Here is an 18,568-nt window from a genome sequence, read left to right on the forward strand (position 1 = left end):
AAAGTCAAAAAGAGAATGAAACTTCAACCGTTCCGCTGATCCGGAATATCCCCTCGCGTACGTTCCAGGTAAAAGAAACCACGCCTTTTGACGCCCCGTATTCTCCGCCGGCAAAGACGCTTTCGGACGAAACGGCGACGGCCGGCAAAAATTGCTGCGGAAACCGGCCGCCGCGTGCGTCGGGTTCCGCGGACAACGCGCCGGTTATTACGATTTTTCCGGCGCTGCCTGCTCCCGCCGGATATCGCCGGATTCCGGCCGATCCTTTAAACAGCGAATAAACGTTCCGCACGGTGCCCGGACTGCCGGCAGTATTCCGAAACGTGCAGCCAAGCGTGCCCCCGACATATTCGCCGGAATCCGATCCAGCAGCGTTTTCGGTATCGTATACGGAAAATCCGCTCCACACGGCGGAAGCACGCAGAGAAAAACGGCTGAAAACACATTCAGCGCCGGCGCTCATTTTACCTTCCGCTCCGAAAGCGGTACCGATACCGCCGGAATTTCTCCCGTTGACGGCAGTTTTTGCCCCGAACCGCAGCAGCGCCGAACTTCCCGCCCGAACGGAAAACAGCGGATGCAGAAAAGCCTGAAGGGTATTCCGTATACGCGTGCCTCCGATTCCGATACCGCCGGAATCACCGCAATACGCGCCGCCGTTTACGGACAGCACGCCGACATCGACACGTCCTTGAATTCGCCCCCACCGTGAAAATCCGCCGAACGGAGATTCCCTAAAACCGGCCGCACCGTATACTTGCCACTTTCGTGCACGGACGGTAAGTTCCTGCAGCACCCCTGTGCAGCGATTTCGCAAAAACGCGGGAATACGGAAACCGTTATCGGTGAAAACGGCGTCGTCAAGAAACCAGACGCTCTGCCGCAGTTTTTCGGAAACGGTACCGGCGTTTTCATACGAACACACGGAAACCGCATATATCCAGCTGATATCCGCAAGCTCAAACGGAAACCGGAACAGCATCGCATACGTTCCCGCAGTATCTCCCGCACACTGAATCGAAGCACGCCGCGCGACCGTTTTCTCCGGACTGCCGAACGGGATCGTGCACGACACGGCAAACGGCTTCCGTTTGGAGCCGCTGCCGGAATATCCCGCACCGAGTCCGGGATCGGGAAGCGCACCGGATCCGAACGGATTCAGGGATACCGTAAAAGAAGGATTTTTAAAAAGCGAAAGCGTTTTTGAAAACGTTAATCCGCCGAACAGCACCGTTATACCGCATTGCCAGCGCAAAGTAACCGCCGTATGGAAATCCGCCGCGTCCGGTTCAGGATACAGCTCAAACGGAAAATCCGCCCGTATCGAAACCGCCGGCACGGCGCGACGTTCGGCGGCCGGAAACGAAACGGTCGCTCCGGCTCCTGCGGAAACGGTATCAACATGCGCATAGAGCGGGCAAAGTCCGCATAAAGCGATAAAAAAATAAGATAGTATTCGCATACTATCTTATTCGTTCAGGAATATAGGAAATGTGCTTTATTTACGATACATTTATTTATTTTTCGGAGCGGTTGAATTGGTTACGTAACTCTGGCTCGCAGAAAATTCATCTATTAAAACGATTCGGGAACGCCAATATTCGGCTTCGGTCTTCGTCGTATACGGTCCCACGCGCAGCCGGTAATACACCTTGTTTGCAGAATCGGAATACGTAAAAATTTCACTCGCAATTTTATTGTCGAGCAGCGCCGTACGGGCCTCTTCCGCGTTTTTTTTGCTGGCAAACGACGCTACTTGCACCCAATACTGATCGGGCAATTTCCCGGCGTCAGCAGGCTTTTTTTCAGCGGCAGCAGACGGCTTTGCGGAAGCGGCCGATTGAGTCGCCGTTTTCTTTTCGGCAACAGCGGGAGCGGCGGATGCAGCCGGAACCGACGTCTGCTGCGGTTCGGAGGAACGCGCCGTCGTTCCGGAAGCGGCGCCCGCGGCGGAAACAGCGTCGGCGGCAGCCTGATTGAGCGGAGTTACGGCCGCAGACTGGGCTGTCGCCGGAGATTTAAGCGCGTTTATATCTATAACCGTAGAACCGGTTCCATACACCGTCGTCGTACCCGAAATCACGGTCAGTTCGTCCACGTTTTTTGCGGAAGAACCCGGAGTTTGCTCCGTACCGGATACGGTGGAAACGGACGGCTGCTCCGGCAGAGAAGGAACAGTTGAAGATACCGGCGGCAGCGTCCACGTATCGTTCTGACCCTGCAGCGACGCAATCGCAGGATCACGGGTTCGAGCAGGCGAATATAAAATGAGCGCCGCACCGATAACGACGAGCAGGAAAACACCCGCCGCCGCAATAATCCATAATGTCCGTTTCTGTTCCATAAATCAGTATCCTTTGTAGCGGCAATACGCAAGGAACTTATCTATTTTCCGTTCCAGCGCGTATGGTTTGCCGATATTCCATACTTTGTATATATCGGCATTTGTTTTTTTATATTTAGCAAAGATACCTGCCTGCGCGTGAAATCTTTTCAGAATTTGCCGGAATCCCAGACAGTCGCGGCTTTTTATTCTGAAAAAACGGATCAATTTAGGCGCGTCAACGAACAAAACGGCGGAACACCGTTTGAATACGTCCGTTTTGTAAAACACCGTGCCGTTGAGCGCAATCGGTTTATCGGAATTTGCATCGATAAACGTATGCAGCGCCGCGTCTACGGCCGGATGCACGAGCGATTCCTGCGCAGCAAGCGCTGCCGGGTCGGAAAACACGATTTGGCCGACGGCGCGGCGGTTCAGCGTACCGTCCGCGTTCAACAATGAAATTCCCCGCTTCCGCGCCGCGTCTGCATGTAAAACGACGATTTTATCCTTGAGGTTTTCCAGAATATCGTGTACGAGCCTATCCGCGTCTACACACAGCCAGCCGCGGCGCTCCAATACGGAAGCGGCCTGATTTTTGCCGGCAGCTATGGGACCCGCTATGCAGATAACCGGGAACTTTCGTCCGGGTCCCGGTATTCCGCCGTTCCGGGGTTCGGAAACACAACCGCACATCAGTGAAAATCACCCCAGCGGGGTCCGATTTCAACGGAAACCTTCAGCGGAACTCTGAGCGAAACGACGTTTTCCATCGTCTGCTTAATCAAAGAAGCCGTTTCGGCAGCCGATTCCTGCGGACACTCAAGAATCAATTCATCGTGAACCTGCAATAAAAGCCGCGCTGGGGAACCGGTCTTTTTCAGAGCGGCCGCCACGTCGATCATCGCCTTTTTTACGATATCCGCTGCGGAACCCTGTATCGGCGTGTTCACCGCAACGCGCTCCGCACCTGATTTTTCGATTTTACTGCTGCTGTTAATCGCACGGATGTACCGCCGGCGACCGAAAATCGTTTCAACGAATCCGGATTGCTGCGCCGCATTCACCATTTCGTTCATGAAATTGCGGACGCCTGCATAAGTTTTAAAATAGGCCTCGATGAATTCGGCCGCCTGAGTCCGCGGAATTCCCAACGCACCGGCAAGCCGAAAAGCACTCATACCGTACATGACGCCGAAATTGATCGTTTTTGCCGTCCGCCGCATATCGGGCGTTACCGCGTCAGGCTGAACTCCGAAAATGAGCGCCGCCGTGGCACGATGCACGTCGGTGCCGCCCGAAAACGCCGCGCAGAGATTCGGATCTCCGGACAAATGAGCCAAAATTACCAATTCGATCTGAGAATAGTCGGCGGAAATCAACTGACATCCCGGTTCCGCCGTAAACGCCAGTCTGATGCGCCGTCCGTCTTCATCCCGAACCGGAATATTCTGCAAATTCGGTTCCCGGCTCGATAAACGCCCCGTCGCGGTACCCGTCTGAATGAAACTGGTGTGTATGCGGTCATTGCCGTCGACCATAAGCGGCAGCGTGTCGACGTACGACGAAAAAAGTTTCGTTTTCAATCGGTAATCGAGAATTTTCCTCGGCACCGGATCAAGCGCGGCAAGCGTTTCAAGTACGCCGGTATCGGTCGAATATCCGGTTTTCGTTTTTTTACCGGGCGGAAGCTTCCGTTCCTCAAACAGCACGTCCTGCAGCTGCTTGGTGGACGCGACGTTGAATTCATGCCCTACCAATTCATAAATTTCACGCCGAATACGCTCGATTTCTGCCGTAAGTTCCTCTCCGTAGGAAATCAGTTCGCTTTTTTCAATATGAATGCCGTCCAGTTCCATTTCGGCAAGAATCGGCAACACCGGCATTTCAAGATTCCAAAACAAATCGCCCAGCTTTGCAGCGGCAAGCCGCGGCAGAAACAATCGATATAACTGCCACGTCAGATCGGCATCTTCAGCGGCGTACGGCACGGCTTGTTCAAGCGGAATATCGGCAAAAGTGGACCCCTTCGGCACCACGTCCGTATACGGAATCGTTTCCAGACCGAGTTTATCGGCGGCAAGCGCTTCCAGCGAATACGCGGAACGATCCGGGTCGAGCAGCCAAGCGGCTACCATCGTATCCGCTATCCGGCAGCGAGGTTCCGCCAAACCGTTTGAACGCAGAACTTCATAGTCGAATTTACCGTTGTGCATGGCGAGCGTACAGGCCGGGACGGAAAACAACCGTTCAAGCTGAACGAACGCATCCTGTTTTTCTATAAGCGTCTGCGTTAACAGGGCATCCGGAACCGAAAGGGGAACGTAAATACCGGTTCCGGCGCGGCGGGAAAGCGAAAATCCGACGATACGGGTATGGATGCGGTCGAGGCTGTCCGTCTCACAGTCGAACGCCGCTTCAATAGGCTCGGACGCAAGAATTTCGTCTATATATGAAGCCAAAACGGCAATCGACGTAACTGCCATATAATCCCCCGTATTTTTCGTCAGTTCCTCAAAAACGGGTTCATCCGGAATCAGTCCGGTCGGCCCTTTACTCTGAATCGCCTCAGTTTCCGATCCGGCGGGAAGCGGAACGGATGCGTACTGTTTTGCAACCGCCGGCACGCCGTATCGGAATAAAAGGCGGGAAGCCGCTTCGTAATCAAGCGATACGGTCCCGAAAGACGGAACGCACGTATCGACCGGCACATCGTACCGGAGCGCTATCAGCGACTTTGAAAAATACGCGGCATCTTTTCCGGCGCGGATTTTATTGCCCACCGCTCCCGAAATATCGTCGGCATGAGCAAAAATTCCGTCGAGCGAACCGTATTCGTCAAGTAATTTGAGCGCCGTTTTGATACCCACGCCGGAAACGCCCGGCACGTTATCGGAAGAATCACCGATAAGAGAAAGCAAATCGAGCATCAATTCAGGCTCGACACCCCATTCGGCTTTAACACCGTCTTTCCCAACAATCTCCCAACCGCCGTTTTTATCCGGTTTAAGTATCTGTGTCGTATCGTTAACCAGCTGCATCAGATCTTTATCCGCGGATAAAATCCGGCAGCACCTATTCTCCGCTCCGCACACGGAAGCAATCGTCGCAATTACGTCGTCTGCTTCAAAGCCGTCGCATCTCAGAACCGGTATGCCCAGAGCCGTCAAAATTTCCTCTATAACGGGAACTTGCGCGTGCAGGTCTTCGGGCGTTTTTTGCCTTGTCGCTTTATAGTCGGCATACATTTCATGCCGAAACGTCGCCTTACGAGAATCGAACGCCGCCGCGATATATCGCGGCTTATAGTGATCCAACACCGCTTTGAAATTACGGAAAAAACCGAATACAGCCGATACGTTTTTTCCGTCTTTATCCGTAAGCGGACGGTTGATGAACGCATAATACGAACGATAAATAAGTCCGTATGAATCAAGAATATACAGCGTTGAGTCAGGATCGGAAAAGTCATTCATACGTATAGAGTACGGTAATTACCGCTTTCGTGCAAGACCCCGGATTTCCGAGCGGTACGGAAATTCATCGTACTGTTTACGTCCCGCTTAAAACTGCGGTATATTTTCCCGGCAAGCAAGTTCCTGCACGGTTTTCAGCGGAAGTTCCGTTGCGGCGGCAATCTGCTCCGGCGTAAGCACTCCCATAGACAGGAGATTGCCGGCTGTAGCGTAGATTCCTTCCGCTTTGCCTTTCTCCATGCCGCGTATTTCGCCCTTAGCAATACCGCTCGATTCGCCCGCAGTAAAACCCTCACTACGGCCCGCTGCAAAACCGAGGGATTCACCTTCTGTAAGACCCTCGGCGAAGCCTTCCTTACGGATGCGTTTGATTTCTATTTCGTACTTCATGAACGCCCCCTTGGCGGCACCGTCGGTTTTCAGCTTGAACACCCGTTCGGCAAAGCTCTTCGCCGTCTCCGTGTCCGTTCCGCCTTTCGCTATGTAGTGTAACATGGCCGCCGTTTCAGAATCAAGCTCGTTTTTATACGCTGAGGCATTATAGACGACGGCAAACCGTTCGTCCCGGACGTCGAGCGCAGTGTGCTCGTCGCAGACGGTTCTGAGCGTGTAGCGCGGCAGCCCTTCGCCGAACGGATCCTTCGTGCAGATGAACAGGACGTACAGCTTTTTCAGGTCGTCGTAATCAACGCCGCGCTGTGCGGTGCCGATGTCGATGGAGCTTTGATAATAGCGGATTCGTTTGAACAGGTTCGGCTCGGATGTCGTCTGCATCTCGACGTTGACGATTTCACCGGTGGTTTCGAGCAGCACGTCGAGGCGGACGCTTTTGGAGCCGGGGGCGGCGGCGAGAGTTTCCTGAGTGTTGACGTAAGTGATTTCCTTTACGTCCAGCTTGAGCAGGGTGCGCAGAAGGAGACGGCACAGTTCGGTGTCGTGAAGCATCGAATAGGCGAAGAAGAAGTCGTTGGTGATGGTAACGTCTTCCCAGCGGGGAAAATCTGCGTTCATGGTCTCTCCTGTATAAAGCCGCTCCGAGCGGAATTTACGATAATCGGCGCGGCTCTGCGAATAGCTGCGGCTTAGCGACTAATCCGCGAGTTCTGGCAACCGGCCGCGTATCCGGCAACCCGCGCTTCAGCGTATAAAGTCACGTTGAATGTGTTCGCGACTTACCATTCACTCGGCATATATATTATGGGAGTAAATGAAGCGAATTTGATTCGGATTGGCTGCATCGGCTGAGTTTCTGACAGAATCGGCTGATTTTTCAGGAAAAAATCGGTGTTTGAATAAAAACAAAGAAAAAACGTAAAATTGAGTTCAAGTGACGACACATTTGCATATACGCCTGACGACACATTTGCATATACGCCACGCGCATTAACGGACGCCCTGCACGTTTGCCGCACTGCCCCGTGCGTCTGTATACTGGCGTTTACGTATAAAAAGGCCAGCCGAAAAACGGCTGGCCCGGTCGCGCATGCGTGCAAGGCAGGAGAAACCTGCCTTACGTCGGCTTACAGTGCGATTTTAGCTTTGAAGTTCAGTGTTCCGAGTTTGGAAACATTTGCACCGCTTGCAGCTTCCAACGAATTCAGCACGTTTGCTGATTCGTAGATCACGGACAGCGTCGTATTGCTGATAAGACCCGCAACGTCGACACCGGCTTTGATGTTCATGAAGTTACCGTCAAACAATGCAGAACCGGTTTTCGTCTTCTGATCACCCATTGAGAGTTTATAAGTACCATCTTTCTTACCAAAAACACCGTCATCGGCTTCACCGAAGTCTTTGTAGTTATCAGCGTAAGATGCGTTTGCAAAGCGTACACCGGCGTTCGGCGTGATGGTCATGGCATCAACCGGAATCGCGTATTTAGCGCTCAAAACGAACGCCATTCCCATATCTTTGTTGGCAACAGTCGGATATTTATCGTTCATTACGACGATATCACCGTAAGCAGCCGCAGTCAGGTTCTTGACGATTTCACCGCTGAAGAACGACGGCATGATACGAGCTGTATACAGCTGTTCAGCATCAGAACTAACACCAGCTACTTTAGAAGTACCTTTGAACGGTACGTACGCTACGACACCGACGCCCGGAGAAACTTTTTTTGCCATATCGTCGTCAAGGAATGCTACGTCGGCATTTTTATCCATACCGATTTCGCCCCAGCCGAACAGTACGCCGAATGCCATCGCCATACCGGACTTGCTGTTATTTGCGTCAGTTTTCGAATTAGCTCCAGCAAAACCGACCTGCGGACGAATGTAATACGTATCGTTCAATGCCAGTTTGTAACCGGCAGACGCGCTGTAACCCAGCACAGTGTCCAAAGAAGCCGACGTATCGGATGCCGTGTTTGCATAGAATTTGTCACTGAAGTTATAAGACGCACCGGCTTTTATGCTCAGGTTTTCAACGCCTTTAAATTCGGCTTCTCCGGCAAACGCGTACGCACCGGTGTATTGATTGACGATATCCGTTGAGTCTGTTTTATCTACCGCATATGAGCGCAGGTCAACGTCGATTCCGAACATGTCGTTCGCAAATCCCACGACGATACCCTGAGAAAACTTATCGGGGCCGACGTTGGAAAGCCATTTTGCCTGATCGTCGTCTGAAGAGCGGATAGCCGCATCCATTTTCAGTTCACCGGTCTGCGTGTCACCGCGTTTGATACCGATGTATGCGGGTCCGAGGTGAATCTTGGCTACGTCGACGAATACTTTCAGTCCTAAATTTTTACCATCCTGCATACCTTTGTTGGCATTAAACTTACCGTCGCTGTTTTCAGTATTTTTCCAACCGATGAACGTATCATCGTCGGTCTTCAATACCAATTCACCCCATACGCCGTCGCCGGTCGTAGACTTGGTGCCGTTGTTCAGCAGGTTCAGCTTGAACACGACTTCATAGGCATTCAGGAAACCTGTTTTTCCCGAATCGAGGTTTACACCCCACTGTACGGACGCATTGCCGCTGAATTCGGCGATTTTTACATCGGCTACCGGTTCCGCCGCAAACACGGACGAAACCAGCGCCAGCATAAGGAACACTACAAGTGCTTTTTTCATTACGAAAGTCCTCCTAATTTTGTTCAAATAGTTTCTTTAAGAAACTATTTCCTTCACGTTATTAGCCTACTACATGATTTTTGTCCTGTCAAGTGAAAAGTTTTAAATTAAAACAGATTTCATGTGTAACGTGTTTTTTTTCCGTTTGTTATGTGTTATCATTAATAGGTCTCTTTTCCGAAAATTATCCGGTAAAGGACGCCCGTTTTATTTTTTTCCTTAATAAAGGAGGGTTTCATTCATGAAGTCCACATATATGCGCAGCGCCGCCGCGGCGTTTTTGGCGATTTCCGTCGTATTGCTGAGTTCCTGCCTGTCGTCGTCAAAAAAAACGGCGGCAGACGACCCGAATTTTCTCGGCGATTTCAACCCCATTCAATTGGAAAACGGAATGGCTTTAACCAGTCTGTTCGGCAATACGAAACCGAAGGAACTTGAAATTTATTTGATTCCGCGAACAAACATAGTCGAAATATATTTCCGCGATATGGCGAATAAAGTATGTCTGATATTGGAACAAAAACAGCGGGACATGATTCAGCAAAGCGCGCTGCAGTTTCTTGAAGGTGCGGAAAACGGAACGCTTGCCGATTACAAGCCGTCTGCCAAAAACGCATATGCCGAAACGACTTGTTCTCTCGGCTGGGGCGTTACCGGTGTCGCTCGGGTAACGGAAAAAGCCGTTGCGCAATTTAATCACGAATATCTCGACGGCAAACCGTATTATTTGGTACGGCTGCTGCCCGGTCCCGATACTGCGGACAGCGAAGTGTATTCACCTAAAGTTGAACTTTATTTTTCACCTGCACAGCTGCGAGATTTCTGCGCGGCTATCGATCAGTCTGCTTTACAAGCATTGGTCGATGAACGGGAAGCTAAAGCGTACGCATATTAGCGTACTGAATATCCGCAAACGTTTTCTTTATCCGCAAACGGCGCGCTCTTGCTCTATCCGCAAAGGACGCGCCTTACTGCGGTATGCTTCCGCGGCATGTTTCCGCACGTTCGGTGTTATAAGCTGTCCGCAGCAGCCTCCGTTTTATCTGTAAAATTTCCGTATCGATTCAAAATATTTCTTTCACACTCACATTTCCTCTATTTGATTACGAAAAATCCCGCACGCTAATAACGTGAAGGAAATAGTTTCTTAAAGAAACTATTTGAACAAAATTAGGAGGACTTTCGTAATGAAAAAAGCACTTGTAGTGTTCCTTATGCTGGCGCTGGTTTCGTCCGTGTTTGCGGCGGAACCGGTAGCCGATGTAAAAATCGCCGAATTCAGCGGCAATGCGTCCGTACAGTGGGGTGTAAACCTCGATTCGGGAAAAACAGGTTTCCTGAATGCCTATGAAGTCGTGTTCAAGCTGAACCTGCTGAACAACGGCACCAAGTCTACGACCGGCGACGGCGTATGGGGTGAATTGGTATTGAAGACCGACGGTGACACGTTCATCGGTTGGAAAAACACCAGTTATGGTGATACGGCGACGAAATCAGGTGAAGGAATGACATCAGACCTTAAACTGAAGACGTTCGTCGACGTAGCCAAGATTCACCTCGGACCCGCGTATATCGGTATTAAATCCGGCGATACGCGGACCGGTTCGCTGAAAATGGATGCGGCAATCCGCTCGGCAGACAACGACAATGCGTTTATCCCCGTTGTGAGTAACGAAGACAATAAGACATATAACTACTTACACGATGTCGGACCTAAAGGCTTCTCTCAGGGTATCGTTGCCGGTTTTGCGAACGACATGTTCGGAATCGACGTTGACCTGCGCTCATACGAGGCTACCACACAGTATTCCAACGCATATGCGTTTGCAGCAGAAGCCGAATTCAAAGGCGTTGAAAACCTGAGCGTAAAAGCCGGTGCGTCTTATAACTTCAGTGATAAATACTATAATGATGATACATCTTCTGTTAAAACATCACTGGCAAACGTCATGGGCTACTCCGCCTCCGCAGGTTACAAACTGGCATTGAATGATACCTATTACATCCGTCCGCAGGTCGGTTTTACCGGTACTAATTCAACTCAAACAGTTGCTTCTGTTGAAACGAAATCAAACTCTATGGATATGGCATTCGGCGTACTGTTCGGCTGGGGCGAAATCGGTATGGACAAGAATGCTGATGTTCCGTTCCTTGACAACGACGGAGCTAAAAAAGTATCCCCGGGTGTTTCAATTCACGCTGCTATGCCGCTTGCTGCAAAAACCGGTGATACTGATTATCTGAAAGACGGACGCGCGATAGTTCTGCGGCCGGCGTTCTTCAGCGGTGAAATCGTTAAAAACCTGACTGTGGCTGCGTTAGCCGATATTGTACTGCCCGTCGGATACGATAACAATCCTGATCCTATGTTCGGTATGGTGTTCGGTGTGAAATATGCGATTGCCGTTGACGCAATAACCGTTACGCCGAATTTCGGTGTACGTTTTGCTAACAAAGAGTATGCGGCATATGCAAAAGCAGTTGTAGCGGAAAATAATGAATCGCTCATAACGAGAGATTGGTATGATGGTACTACGGAAAAAAATGCTGCTATCAACGGTTCTGTAGACGGTATTATGAACATCAAAGCCGGTGTTGACGTTGCAGGCCTTATCAGCAACACAACGCTGTCCCTGATCTATGAATCGGCAAACTTGCAGAATTCAAAAGATTATACGGGAACTGCTAATCCCGTAAAACTCGGAACTTTGAACCTCAAAGCTAAAATTGCACTGTAAGCCGGCGTAAGGCAGGTTTCTCCTGCCTTGCACGCATGCGCGACCGGGCCAGCCGTTTTTCGGCTGGCCTTTTTATATGTAAACGCCAGTATACAAACGCCCGGGGCAGTGCGGCAAACGTGCAGGGCGTCCGTTAATGCGCGTGGCGTATATGCAAATGTGTCGTCACTTGAACTCAATTTTACGTTTTTTCTTTGTTTTTATTCAAACACCGATTTTTTCCTGAAAAATCAGCCGATTCTGTCAGAAACTCAGCCGATGCAGCCAATCCGAATCAAATTCGCTCCATTTTCTCCCATAATATATACGCCGAGTGAATGGTAAGTCGCGAACACATTCAACGTGACTTTATACGCTGAAATACGGGTTGCCGGATACGCCACGCCGATTATCGTAAATTCCGCCCGAAGCGGCTTTATACAGGAGAGACCATGAACGCAGATTTTCCCCGCTGGGAAGACGTTACCATCACCAACGACTTCTTCTTCGCCTATTCGATGCTTCACGACACCGAACTGTGCCGCCTCCTTCTGCGCACCCTGCTCAAACTGGACGCAAAGGAAATCACCTACGTCAACACGCAGGAAACGCTCGCCGCCGCCCCCGGCTCCAAAAGCGTCCGCCTCGACGTACTGCTCGAAACCACCGGTGAAATCGTCAACGTCGAGATGCAGACGACATCCGAGCCGAACCTGTTCAAGCGGATCCGCTATTATCAAAGCTCCATCGACATCGGCACCGCACAGAGGGGCGCCGATTACGACGACCTGAAAAAGCTGTACGTCCTGTTCATCTGCACGAAGGATCCGTTCGGCGAAGGGCTGCCGCGCTACACGCTCAGGACCGTCTGCGACGAGCACACTGCGCTCGACGTTCGGGACGAACGGTTTGCCGTCGTCTATAATGCCTCAGCGTATGAAAACGAGCTTGATTCGGAAACGGCGGCCATGTTACACTACATAGCGGAAGGCGGAACGGACACGGAGACGGCGAAGAGCTTTGCCGAGCGGGTGTTCAAGCTGAAAACCGACGGTGCCGCCAAGGGGGTGTTCATGAAGTACGAAATAGAAATCAAACGCATCCGTAAGGAAGGCTTTGCCGAGGGCGAAATACGCGGCATGGAGAAAGGCAAAGCGGAAGAAAAATACGCTACGGCCGGCAACCTTTTGTCTATGGGAGTGCTTACGCCGGAGCAGATTGCCGCCGCAACGGAATTACCGCTGGAAACCGTGCGGGAACTTGCTTGCAGGGAAAATGTATCTCATTTTTAACGAAAAACTATGAAATATTCGTGTCTAAAAAGGGAGCAAAAATATTCACTGCCGTTTTTTTTATGATTTCCACGTCGTTTTCAAGCGAATGATCTGCATAATGTTCAAGCATGGTTGCCGTTTTATGCCCGCTGACACGCTGCAGCAGTCGGGATTCGAGTTTTCCTTCATTTTTCATGTGCGTTATGAAATAATGCCGCCAGCTGTGAAAATTAATTTTCCTGATAAGCAATTCGTCAACGGATAAGCGATGCAGTTCGGCACGGAGTTCCCGCAGCCAGCATTTCGCATCCATCGGCTGATGCGCCGATCGTATATGAAAAATAAAATCGCAATCTTCCGTGGCAAAAGATCGCAATTCATCCAAAAACGCAGGAAACGGAACGTACACGATACGTTCCGAGCCGTTTTTCGGTTTTTTCAGACCGTCAAGCAAATTCCAGCTATGCCTGACGTATACGCACTCCGTGCCGATATCGCAGCCGCGCAAAGCCTGAATTTCTCCGGCCCGCAATCCGGAAAGCATTGCCAATTTATTGGCGAACATCGCTTTTTTATGTTTCCACTGCCGGTTGAATAATGCGCGGACAATATCCGACGGCAGTATCGCTATTTCGGGTGTATCACCGCTGTAATACGAGAGACCGGCGGTAACGTCTTCACTCATCAGTCCGTTTTGAAACGCCCAGCGGAGCGCTATCGTTCCGCTGCGGATGATATCGTTTTTTCCTTTTGCAGATTTTGGAACTTTCTGTTCCATAAACGACAGCACGAATTCTTTCAGCGTCATTCGGGAAACGCCTGACAGCGGCAGCGTGTCTCCGAACCACGGCAGCCAGTAATTACGGACGGAGGCGGCACAGCGTGCTACGTAGCGGCGATGTATTCCGTTTTTCTGCAAAAGCCGCTCTTTGATATATATCGAAGAATCCCAATCCCAAAAACCGGACAAAAACGCTATAAGCGAAACCTCCGTTTCCGCAGCGGGAAGCGGGAACAACTGTTTATATTTAAGGATATTAAGGATTTGTTCAGCTTCCGTCCTGCCGATATCGGCGATAAAAAGATTGAAAAGTAAATCGTAAGTTGCCTTATTTTTATGCAATACCATATTTTGTATTATCGGCACGAAGCGGGAAATACTTTGACATATCTGAATAAACAAAAAAAATATCTGGATTTGCACTTCACACGAGTTCTTTTTGGGCGTATACTGTACGCATATTTATCACCATTTTATAGAGGGAAATCCATGGTTATTCTAACTTTGAATTGCGGAAGCTCGTCCGCGAAGTACCAGGTATACGACTGGAACAATAAAGACGTTTTGGCATCGGGTGTCGTCGAACGGGTTACACAGGATGGTTCGGCCATTACGCACAACGCGAAAGGAAAAGAAGAATTCACTCTGGAACGGCCGTGTCCTACCCATAAAGAAGCGATTGAACTTATTATCGAAACGATCACCTCGCCTAAATGCGGTGTAATCAAAGACATGTCCGTTATAAAAGCGGTCGGGCACCGCGTTCTGCACGGCGGCGATAAATTTACCAAATCGGTCGTTGTTACGCCCGACGTGCTGGAACAGTTCCGTGCCGTTCAGGATTTGGGTCCGCTGCACAATCCGGCGAACATTATGGGTATTGAAGCGGCACAGAAAGTGCTGCCCGACGTACCGCACTGCGCCGTTATGGATACGGCGTGGCATCAGACGATGCCCGCAACGTCGTTTATGTACGCGGTTCCGTACGAATGGTACGAAAAATATTCCGCACGCCGATACGGTTTTCACGGTACGTCGTTCCTGTATACGGCCAAGCGGGCGAGCGTGCTGCTGCATAAAAAACCGGCGGATACGAACATCATTATCGCGCATATCGGAAACGGTGCGTCGATGTGCGCGGTCAAAGGCGGGCAATGCTTCGACACGTCGATGGGAATTACGCCGCTCGAGGGACTCGTCATGGGTACCCGTTCGGGCGACTGCGACCCCGCCCTTCCGTTTTACATCATGCGCAAAACGGGCATGACCGCAGCGGAAATGGACACCGCGCTCAACAAGAAATCGGGACTGCTCGGTATAACCGGTAAATACGTAGATCGCCGGGACGTCCAGTCCGCCATGGAAGCAGGAGACAAACGGGCGGAATTGGCGCAGGACATGGAATGCTACCGGTTGCGCAAATATTTCGGCGCATATTTGGCGGCGATCGGTCCCGTAGACGCGATCGTGTTTACAGCCGGTGTCGGTGAATTCGCCTATCAGGTGCGCGCGAAAGCGTGTCAGGGACTTGAACATTTGGGAATAAAACTGGATCCGGCCAAAAATAAAATGGCGCGGACACGCAACGCGGAAACGCTGATCAGCGCGGACGATTCCGAAATCAAAATATTCGTCATTCCCACGGATGAAGAACTCGTCATGACGGAAGACGCGTACGCGCTCATGATGGGAACCTACGACGTCCACACGAATTTTACGTATTCGTTCCAAGATCCCGGCTACGTAAACAAAGCCCGTGCAGAAGGTTTGAAAAAAGATCTGAAAAAAAATCCGGATCTTGCGAAAATCATTGCAAAACCGTAAATCCGTGGTATACTGCGCTCATGGCGTTTTTTTACGGAATCGGACACGCACTCGTCGACTATTTTTTTGACGGCGAACTGCCGATCGCACGGTTTTCACCGGAACTGCAAGCCGCAGCTGCCGCGCGGCGGCCGGTGCACATCGGAAGCCGCAGCTTTGACGAACTGACCGCACGGCTGCAGGCCGCCGCCCCGGACTGGTCGTCAAAGGCCGACGGAATACGGACGAGCGGCGGCACGTGCGCGAACATGCTTAAAACCCTTGCCGCGCTCGGTGCGGAAACCCTGTTCAGCGGCAGCTGCGGCTGCACGCAGGACGGCGGTGAACGGAACGGCAGTCTGAAACGTGACGAGGAAGCGCTCTTTTTTCAAAAATCGCTTGCGCAAAGCGGCGTGTCCGCCCGCCTGAAACTCAGACCGGATCGGACGGGGCGCTGTCTCGCCGTGCGGGACGGACGGATTTCGTTCATTCTGGCCGTAAGTCCCGGCGCCGCGCCGGATATCGCAGCGGATCAGATAAACCCCGAAACACAGAAAAGGCCCGACTGGATCATAGCGGAAGGAATGCCGCTGGCGATTGATTCGGTGCGCGCGGAACTGAACGCCGTACGGCGAGCGCTCCGGATCCCGCTTGCCGTTGCGTGCGGTACGCCGGCGGGAGCCGTGCAAACCGCGGCGATGCTCAAAGAAGCGCAGTTTGAATCGGATCGGGCGGCACACGTTTCATCGGCGAACGTTTCATCAGCACACGCGCCGCCGCTGTCGGTTCCGCCGCTGCACGCACCGCCGGCGATCGTGTTTGCGAACGACGGCGAAGCCCGGATGCTTGAACGAAAAGGCATTGATCCTGCGCGGTACTCGGCGGATTACGGTACGGTGTTCGTCGTAACGCACGGCTGCGGCGGAAGCAGCGCCTACGCCGCCGGCAGCAGAATTTCCGTTCCGGCGCGAACGGCCGCCGAATGCGCGTTTACGGACGAAACGGGCGCAGGAGACGTATTTGCCGGCGCCTTTCTGTTCAAACTGACGGAGCCGCAGCCGTACGATTCGGAAAAAGCCCCGGCGCGGCGAATGGAACGCTGCCTTGCGTTCGGTTCGGAAGCGGCGGCGCGGATTCTTTCAGTTCCGCTGTGCCGCGTAACGAAAACGCTGCTCTCAGGATTGACATAAAGGCCGCATAACGCCGCCGATTCTCACTTTTTCAGCTGCCGCTTCACCGGCAACCAGCCGGATTAACTGCAAAGAAAACTCTTCCGCGGCTCCGGGACCGGCGGCGGTTACCAGAGTACCGTCAACGACGCAGCGCTCGTCCGTTTTGCGGGCGCCGGCCGTCAGCGACTGCCATTCGGCGCCGCACCATTCCGGCATGCGCTGCTCCATTCCCGGATAACACGTATAGCGTTTTCCCCGCAATATGCCGGTTTTTGCCAGTACGACGGCAGGAGCCGCGCAAATGGCCGCAACGATACCGCCGCGCCGGTGAACGTCCGCAACGGCTGTAACGGCCGCTTCGCAGGCGGCGACGTTCGCCGCACCGGGCATTCCGCCCGGAACGACAATGCCGTCCGGCGCGGCTTCGGCCAGATCGGAAACACAGATATCGGTTAAAACGGTTACGCCGTGGGAACCGGTAACGGCATTCGATTCCTTGCAGGAAACGGTCAGTACGGTCGCTCCGCTGCGGCGCAGATAATCGACCGGAGTAACGGCTTCAACTTCCTCAAAGCCGTCCGCAAACAGGACAGCGATCGTCATTATAATCTCCTAAATAATATTTTCCATTATTTTACTACATACTACTATTGTAAATATAACATTTTAAGAGTATCATGTATACATGAAACAAGTACTTATCGTGGATGCACCGCCGCTGTTCAGAGGTTATTTGAAAGACAAGCTGGCGGCAGAAAAAGTGTCTGTCGAATTTGTGCAGGGCAGACGGGATGCTTTCACCAAAATGCTCTCCGTTTTACCGGATCTTATCATCATCGACGCAGCCGAAGATATCGCTGAAACCATTGAATTCATGGAAAAAAAGGCCGCGGATCCGAACGCCGGTCACATTCCGACTATCATTTCGGGCCCGGAAATAGAACGTTCATTTATAGCGGATTTTGCAAAACTCGGAGTCATAAAATATTTTAACAAACCCATTAAATTCGATATTTTCTTTGAGGCCATCGGCCGCGTTTTGAAAATAGCGTTTTCCATCGACACCACGCCGTGCATTCTCGAAACGCACCTCAACGGCAATATCATTTTCATTGAAGTTGCAACCGGGCTCAATCGGGAAAAAATTTCACTGCTGAAATACCGGATTACCGAAATGATACAGGCGAACCGCATCACTACGCCGAAAATCGTTTTGATGATGACCGATTTGTCGCTCAGTTTCGTAGACGGTGCCAATCTTGAAATGCTGCTCGACAGTATCATCGCCGATCAGCACATAGCGAAAAAAGACATAAAAGTACTTGCGCTCGATTCGTTTACCAGGGAATTGATCGCGGGGCACAAAGAATACGACAGTATCCAAGTGTCCACCAACCTTTCCGCCATATTGAATTCGCTCGTAGACAATTCCGAAACGCACGACATTTCGGAACTGATTTCCGATAAAATCCTATCCGCAACGGAAGAAGCGCCGGCTTCCATCGAAATGCGGTTTTACTCCGAAACGGGAACCGGCGACGCACAGGCGGAACATAATACGAAAAAACAGATCGCCATTGCCGACGACGACACCGTACTGCTCGCCCTTTTGAAAAAGACTTTTTCCGCAATCAACGCCGACGTTTCCGCGTTTTCATCGGGCACGGAACTGCTGGCTTCAATCAATAAAACGGTGTACGATCTCGTAATCCTCGACATCATGATGCCGGGACTTTCCGGCTTCAATATTTTAAAAATACTCCAGCAAAAACAATATCCGGCACCGGTCGTCATTTATTCCGGCGTCATGCAGCGCGAATCGATCATTCAGGCACTCAGCTTGGGCGCAAAAGCATATCTGCTGAAGCCGCTCGCTCCCGATGCCATACTGCAGAAAGCGCTGGAAATAATGAACGCCGCCGTCTAATTTATAAGGAAA

At 51.5% G+C, this 18,568-nt stretch carries 14 protein-coding genes; 6 read left to right on the plus strand and 8 right to left on the minus strand.

Annotated features, from left to right (window positions below; translation table 11 throughout):
- Positions 1–4 precede the first annotated feature (4 nt).
- From TREBR_RS10690 to TREBR_RS10715, 6 genes are all read right to left on the minus strand, one after another.
- Entirely contained in the window at positions 5–1,462 is a 1,458-nt protein-coding gene (locus TREBR_RS10690; RefSeq protein WP_013759191.1) for a hypothetical protein, read from the minus strand.
- A 51-nt stretch (positions 1,463–1,513) separates the two neighbouring features.
- Positions 1,514–2,344: an SPOR domain-containing protein gene (locus TREBR_RS13830; RefSeq protein WP_013759192.1), complete on the minus strand. Its 831-nt coding sequence runs from the start codon at positions 2,342–2,344 to the stop codon at positions 1,514–1,516.
- A gap of 3 nt (positions 2,345–2,347) precedes the next feature.
- The gene (gene coaE, locus TREBR_RS10700) at positions 2,348–3,019 is read right to left on the minus strand and encodes a dephospho-CoA kinase (protein ID WP_013759193.1); all 672 of its coding nucleotides are present in this window, start codon (positions 3,017–3,019) and stop codon (positions 2,348–2,350) included.
- On the minus strand, positions 3,019–5,799 hold the full coding sequence (polA, locus tag TREBR_RS10705) for a DNA polymerase I (RefSeq protein ID WP_013759194.1): 2,781 nt from the start codon (positions 5,797–5,799) through the stop codon (positions 3,019–3,021). The genes coaE and polA overlap by 1 nt, the downstream gene beginning before the upstream one ends.
- Positions 5,800–5,886: 87 nt before the next feature.
- A complete protein-coding gene (locus tag TREBR_RS13835; protein ID WP_013759195.1) occupies positions 5,887–6,810 on the minus strand; it encodes an Rpn family recombination-promoting nuclease/putative transposase in 924 nt (307 codons plus the stop codon).
- Positions 6,811–7,319: 509 nt separating this feature from the next.
- Complete coding sequence (locus tag TREBR_RS10715) at positions 7,320–8,882, minus strand: autotransporter (protein ID WP_013759196.1); 1,563 nt, start codon at positions 8,880–8,882, stop codon at positions 7,320–7,322.
- A gap of 241 nt (positions 8,883–9,123) precedes the next feature.
- Here TREBR_RS10715 and TREBR_RS10720 point away from each other — a divergent pair, with 241 nt between their 5' ends.
- From TREBR_RS10720 to TREBR_RS13840, 3 genes are all read left to right on the plus strand, one after another.
- Positions 9,124–9,777 (plus strand): hypothetical protein, encoded by a 654-nt coding sequence (locus tag TREBR_RS10720; protein WP_013759197.1) that lies wholly within the window; start codon positions 9,124–9,126, stop codon positions 9,775–9,777.
- A gap of 292 nt (positions 9,778–10,069) precedes the next feature.
- On the plus strand, positions 10,070–11,620 hold the full coding sequence (locus TREBR_RS10725; protein WP_013759198.1) for an autotransporter: 1,551 nt from the start codon (positions 10,070–10,072) through the stop codon (positions 11,618–11,620).
- A 431-nt stretch (positions 11,621–12,051) separates the two neighbouring features.
- Complete coding sequence (locus TREBR_RS13840; protein WP_013759199.1) at positions 12,052–12,891, plus strand: Rpn family recombination-promoting nuclease/putative transposase; 840 nt, start codon at positions 12,052–12,054, stop codon at positions 12,889–12,891.
- A 7-nt stretch (positions 12,892–12,898) separates the two neighbouring features.
- Here the strand turns inward: TREBR_RS13840 and TREBR_RS10735 are convergent, their stop codons facing one another.
- Positions 12,899–14,002 carry a tyrosine-type recombinase/integrase gene (locus TREBR_RS10735; RefSeq protein WP_013759200.1) on the minus strand — a complete coding sequence of 368 codons (1,104 nt, stop codon included), beginning with the start codon at positions 14,000–14,002 and terminating at the stop codon, positions 12,899–12,901.
- Between the two features lie 141 nt (positions 14,003–14,143).
- Between TREBR_RS10735 and TREBR_RS10740 the strand changes: the two genes are divergently transcribed.
- Positions 14,144–15,478 carry an acetate kinase gene (locus TREBR_RS10740; RefSeq protein ID WP_013759201.1) on the plus strand — a complete coding sequence of 445 codons (1,335 nt, stop codon included), beginning with the start codon at positions 14,144–14,146 and terminating at the stop codon, positions 15,476–15,478.
- Between the two features lie 20 nt (positions 15,479–15,498).
- A complete protein-coding gene (locus TREBR_RS10745) occupies positions 15,499–16,647 on the plus strand; it encodes a PfkB family carbohydrate kinase (RefSeq protein WP_013759202.1) in 1,149 nt (382 codons plus the stop codon).
- Here the strand turns inward: TREBR_RS10745 and TREBR_RS10750 are convergent.
- Positions 16,633–17,232 carry a DJ-1 family glyoxalase III gene (locus tag TREBR_RS10750; RefSeq protein ID WP_013759203.1) on the minus strand — a complete coding sequence of 200 codons (600 nt, stop codon included), beginning with the start codon at positions 17,230–17,232 and terminating at the stop codon, positions 16,633–16,635. The genes TREBR_RS10745 and TREBR_RS10750 overlap by 15 nt on opposite strands.
- An 82-nt stretch (positions 17,233–17,314) precedes the next feature.
- Here TREBR_RS10750 and TREBR_RS10755 point away from each other — a divergent pair, with 82 nt between their 5' ends.
- Positions 17,315–18,556: a response regulator gene (locus tag TREBR_RS10755; protein WP_013759204.1), complete on the plus strand. Its 1,242-nt coding sequence runs from the start codon at positions 17,315–17,317 to the stop codon at positions 18,554–18,556.
- The last annotated feature ends 12 nt before the right edge of the window (positions 18,557–18,568 follow it).

This window comes from Treponema brennaborense DSM 12168 (assembly GCF_000212415.1).
Lineage (GTDB): Bacteria > Spirochaetota > Spirochaetia > Treponematales > Treponemataceae > Treponema_F > Treponema_F brennaborense.

Coding starts and splice junctions, on each gene's coding strand:
- TREBR_RS10750 (WP_013759203.1), bottom strand. CDS start 17,232: ATGACGATCGCTGTCCTGTTTGCGGACGGCTTTGAGGAAGTTGAAGCC.
- TREBR_RS10715 (WP_013759196.1), bottom strand. CDS start 8,882: ATGAAAAAAGCACTTGTAGTGTTCCTTATGCTGGCGCTGGTTTCGTCC.
- TREBR_RS10740 (WP_013759201.1), top strand. CDS start 14,144: ATGGTTATTCTAACTTTGAATTGCGGAAGCTCGTCCGCGAAGTACCAG.
- coaE (WP_013759193.1), bottom strand. CDS start 3,019: ATGTGCGGTTGTGTTTCCGAACCCCGGAACGGCGGAATACCGGGACCC.
- TREBR_RS10690 (WP_013759191.1), bottom strand. CDS start 1,462: ATGCGAATACTATCTTATTTTTTTATCGCTTTATGCGGACTTTGCCCG.
- TREBR_RS10735 (WP_013759200.1), bottom strand. CDS start 14,002: ATGGTATTGCATAAAAATAAGGCAACTTACGATTTACTTTTCAATCTT.
- TREBR_RS13830 (WP_013759192.1), bottom strand. CDS start 2,344: ATGGAACAGAAACGGACATTATGGATTATTGCGGCGGCGGGTGTTTTC.
- TREBR_RS10755 (WP_013759204.1), top strand. CDS start 17,315: ATGAAACAAGTACTTATCGTGGATGCACCGCCGCTGTTCAGAGGTTAT.
- TREBR_RS10745 (WP_013759202.1), top strand. CDS start 15,499: ATGGCGTTTTTTTACGGAATCGGACACGCACTCGTCGACTATTTTTTT.
- TREBR_RS10720 (WP_013759197.1), top strand. CDS start 9,124: ATGAAGTCCACATATATGCGCAGCGCCGCCGCGGCGTTTTTGGCGATT.
- TREBR_RS10725 (WP_013759198.1), top strand. CDS start 10,070: ATGAAAAAAGCACTTGTAGTGTTCCTTATGCTGGCGCTGGTTTCGTCC.
- TREBR_RS13835 (WP_013759195.1), bottom strand. CDS start 6,810: ATGAACGCAGATTTTCCCCGCTGGGAAGACGTTACCATCACCAACGAC.
- TREBR_RS13840 (WP_013759199.1), top strand. CDS start 12,052: ATGAACGCAGATTTTCCCCGCTGGGAAGACGTTACCATCACCAACGAC.
- polA (WP_013759194.1), bottom strand. CDS start 5,799: ATGAATGACTTTTCCGATCCTGACTCAACGCTGTATATTCTTGATTCA.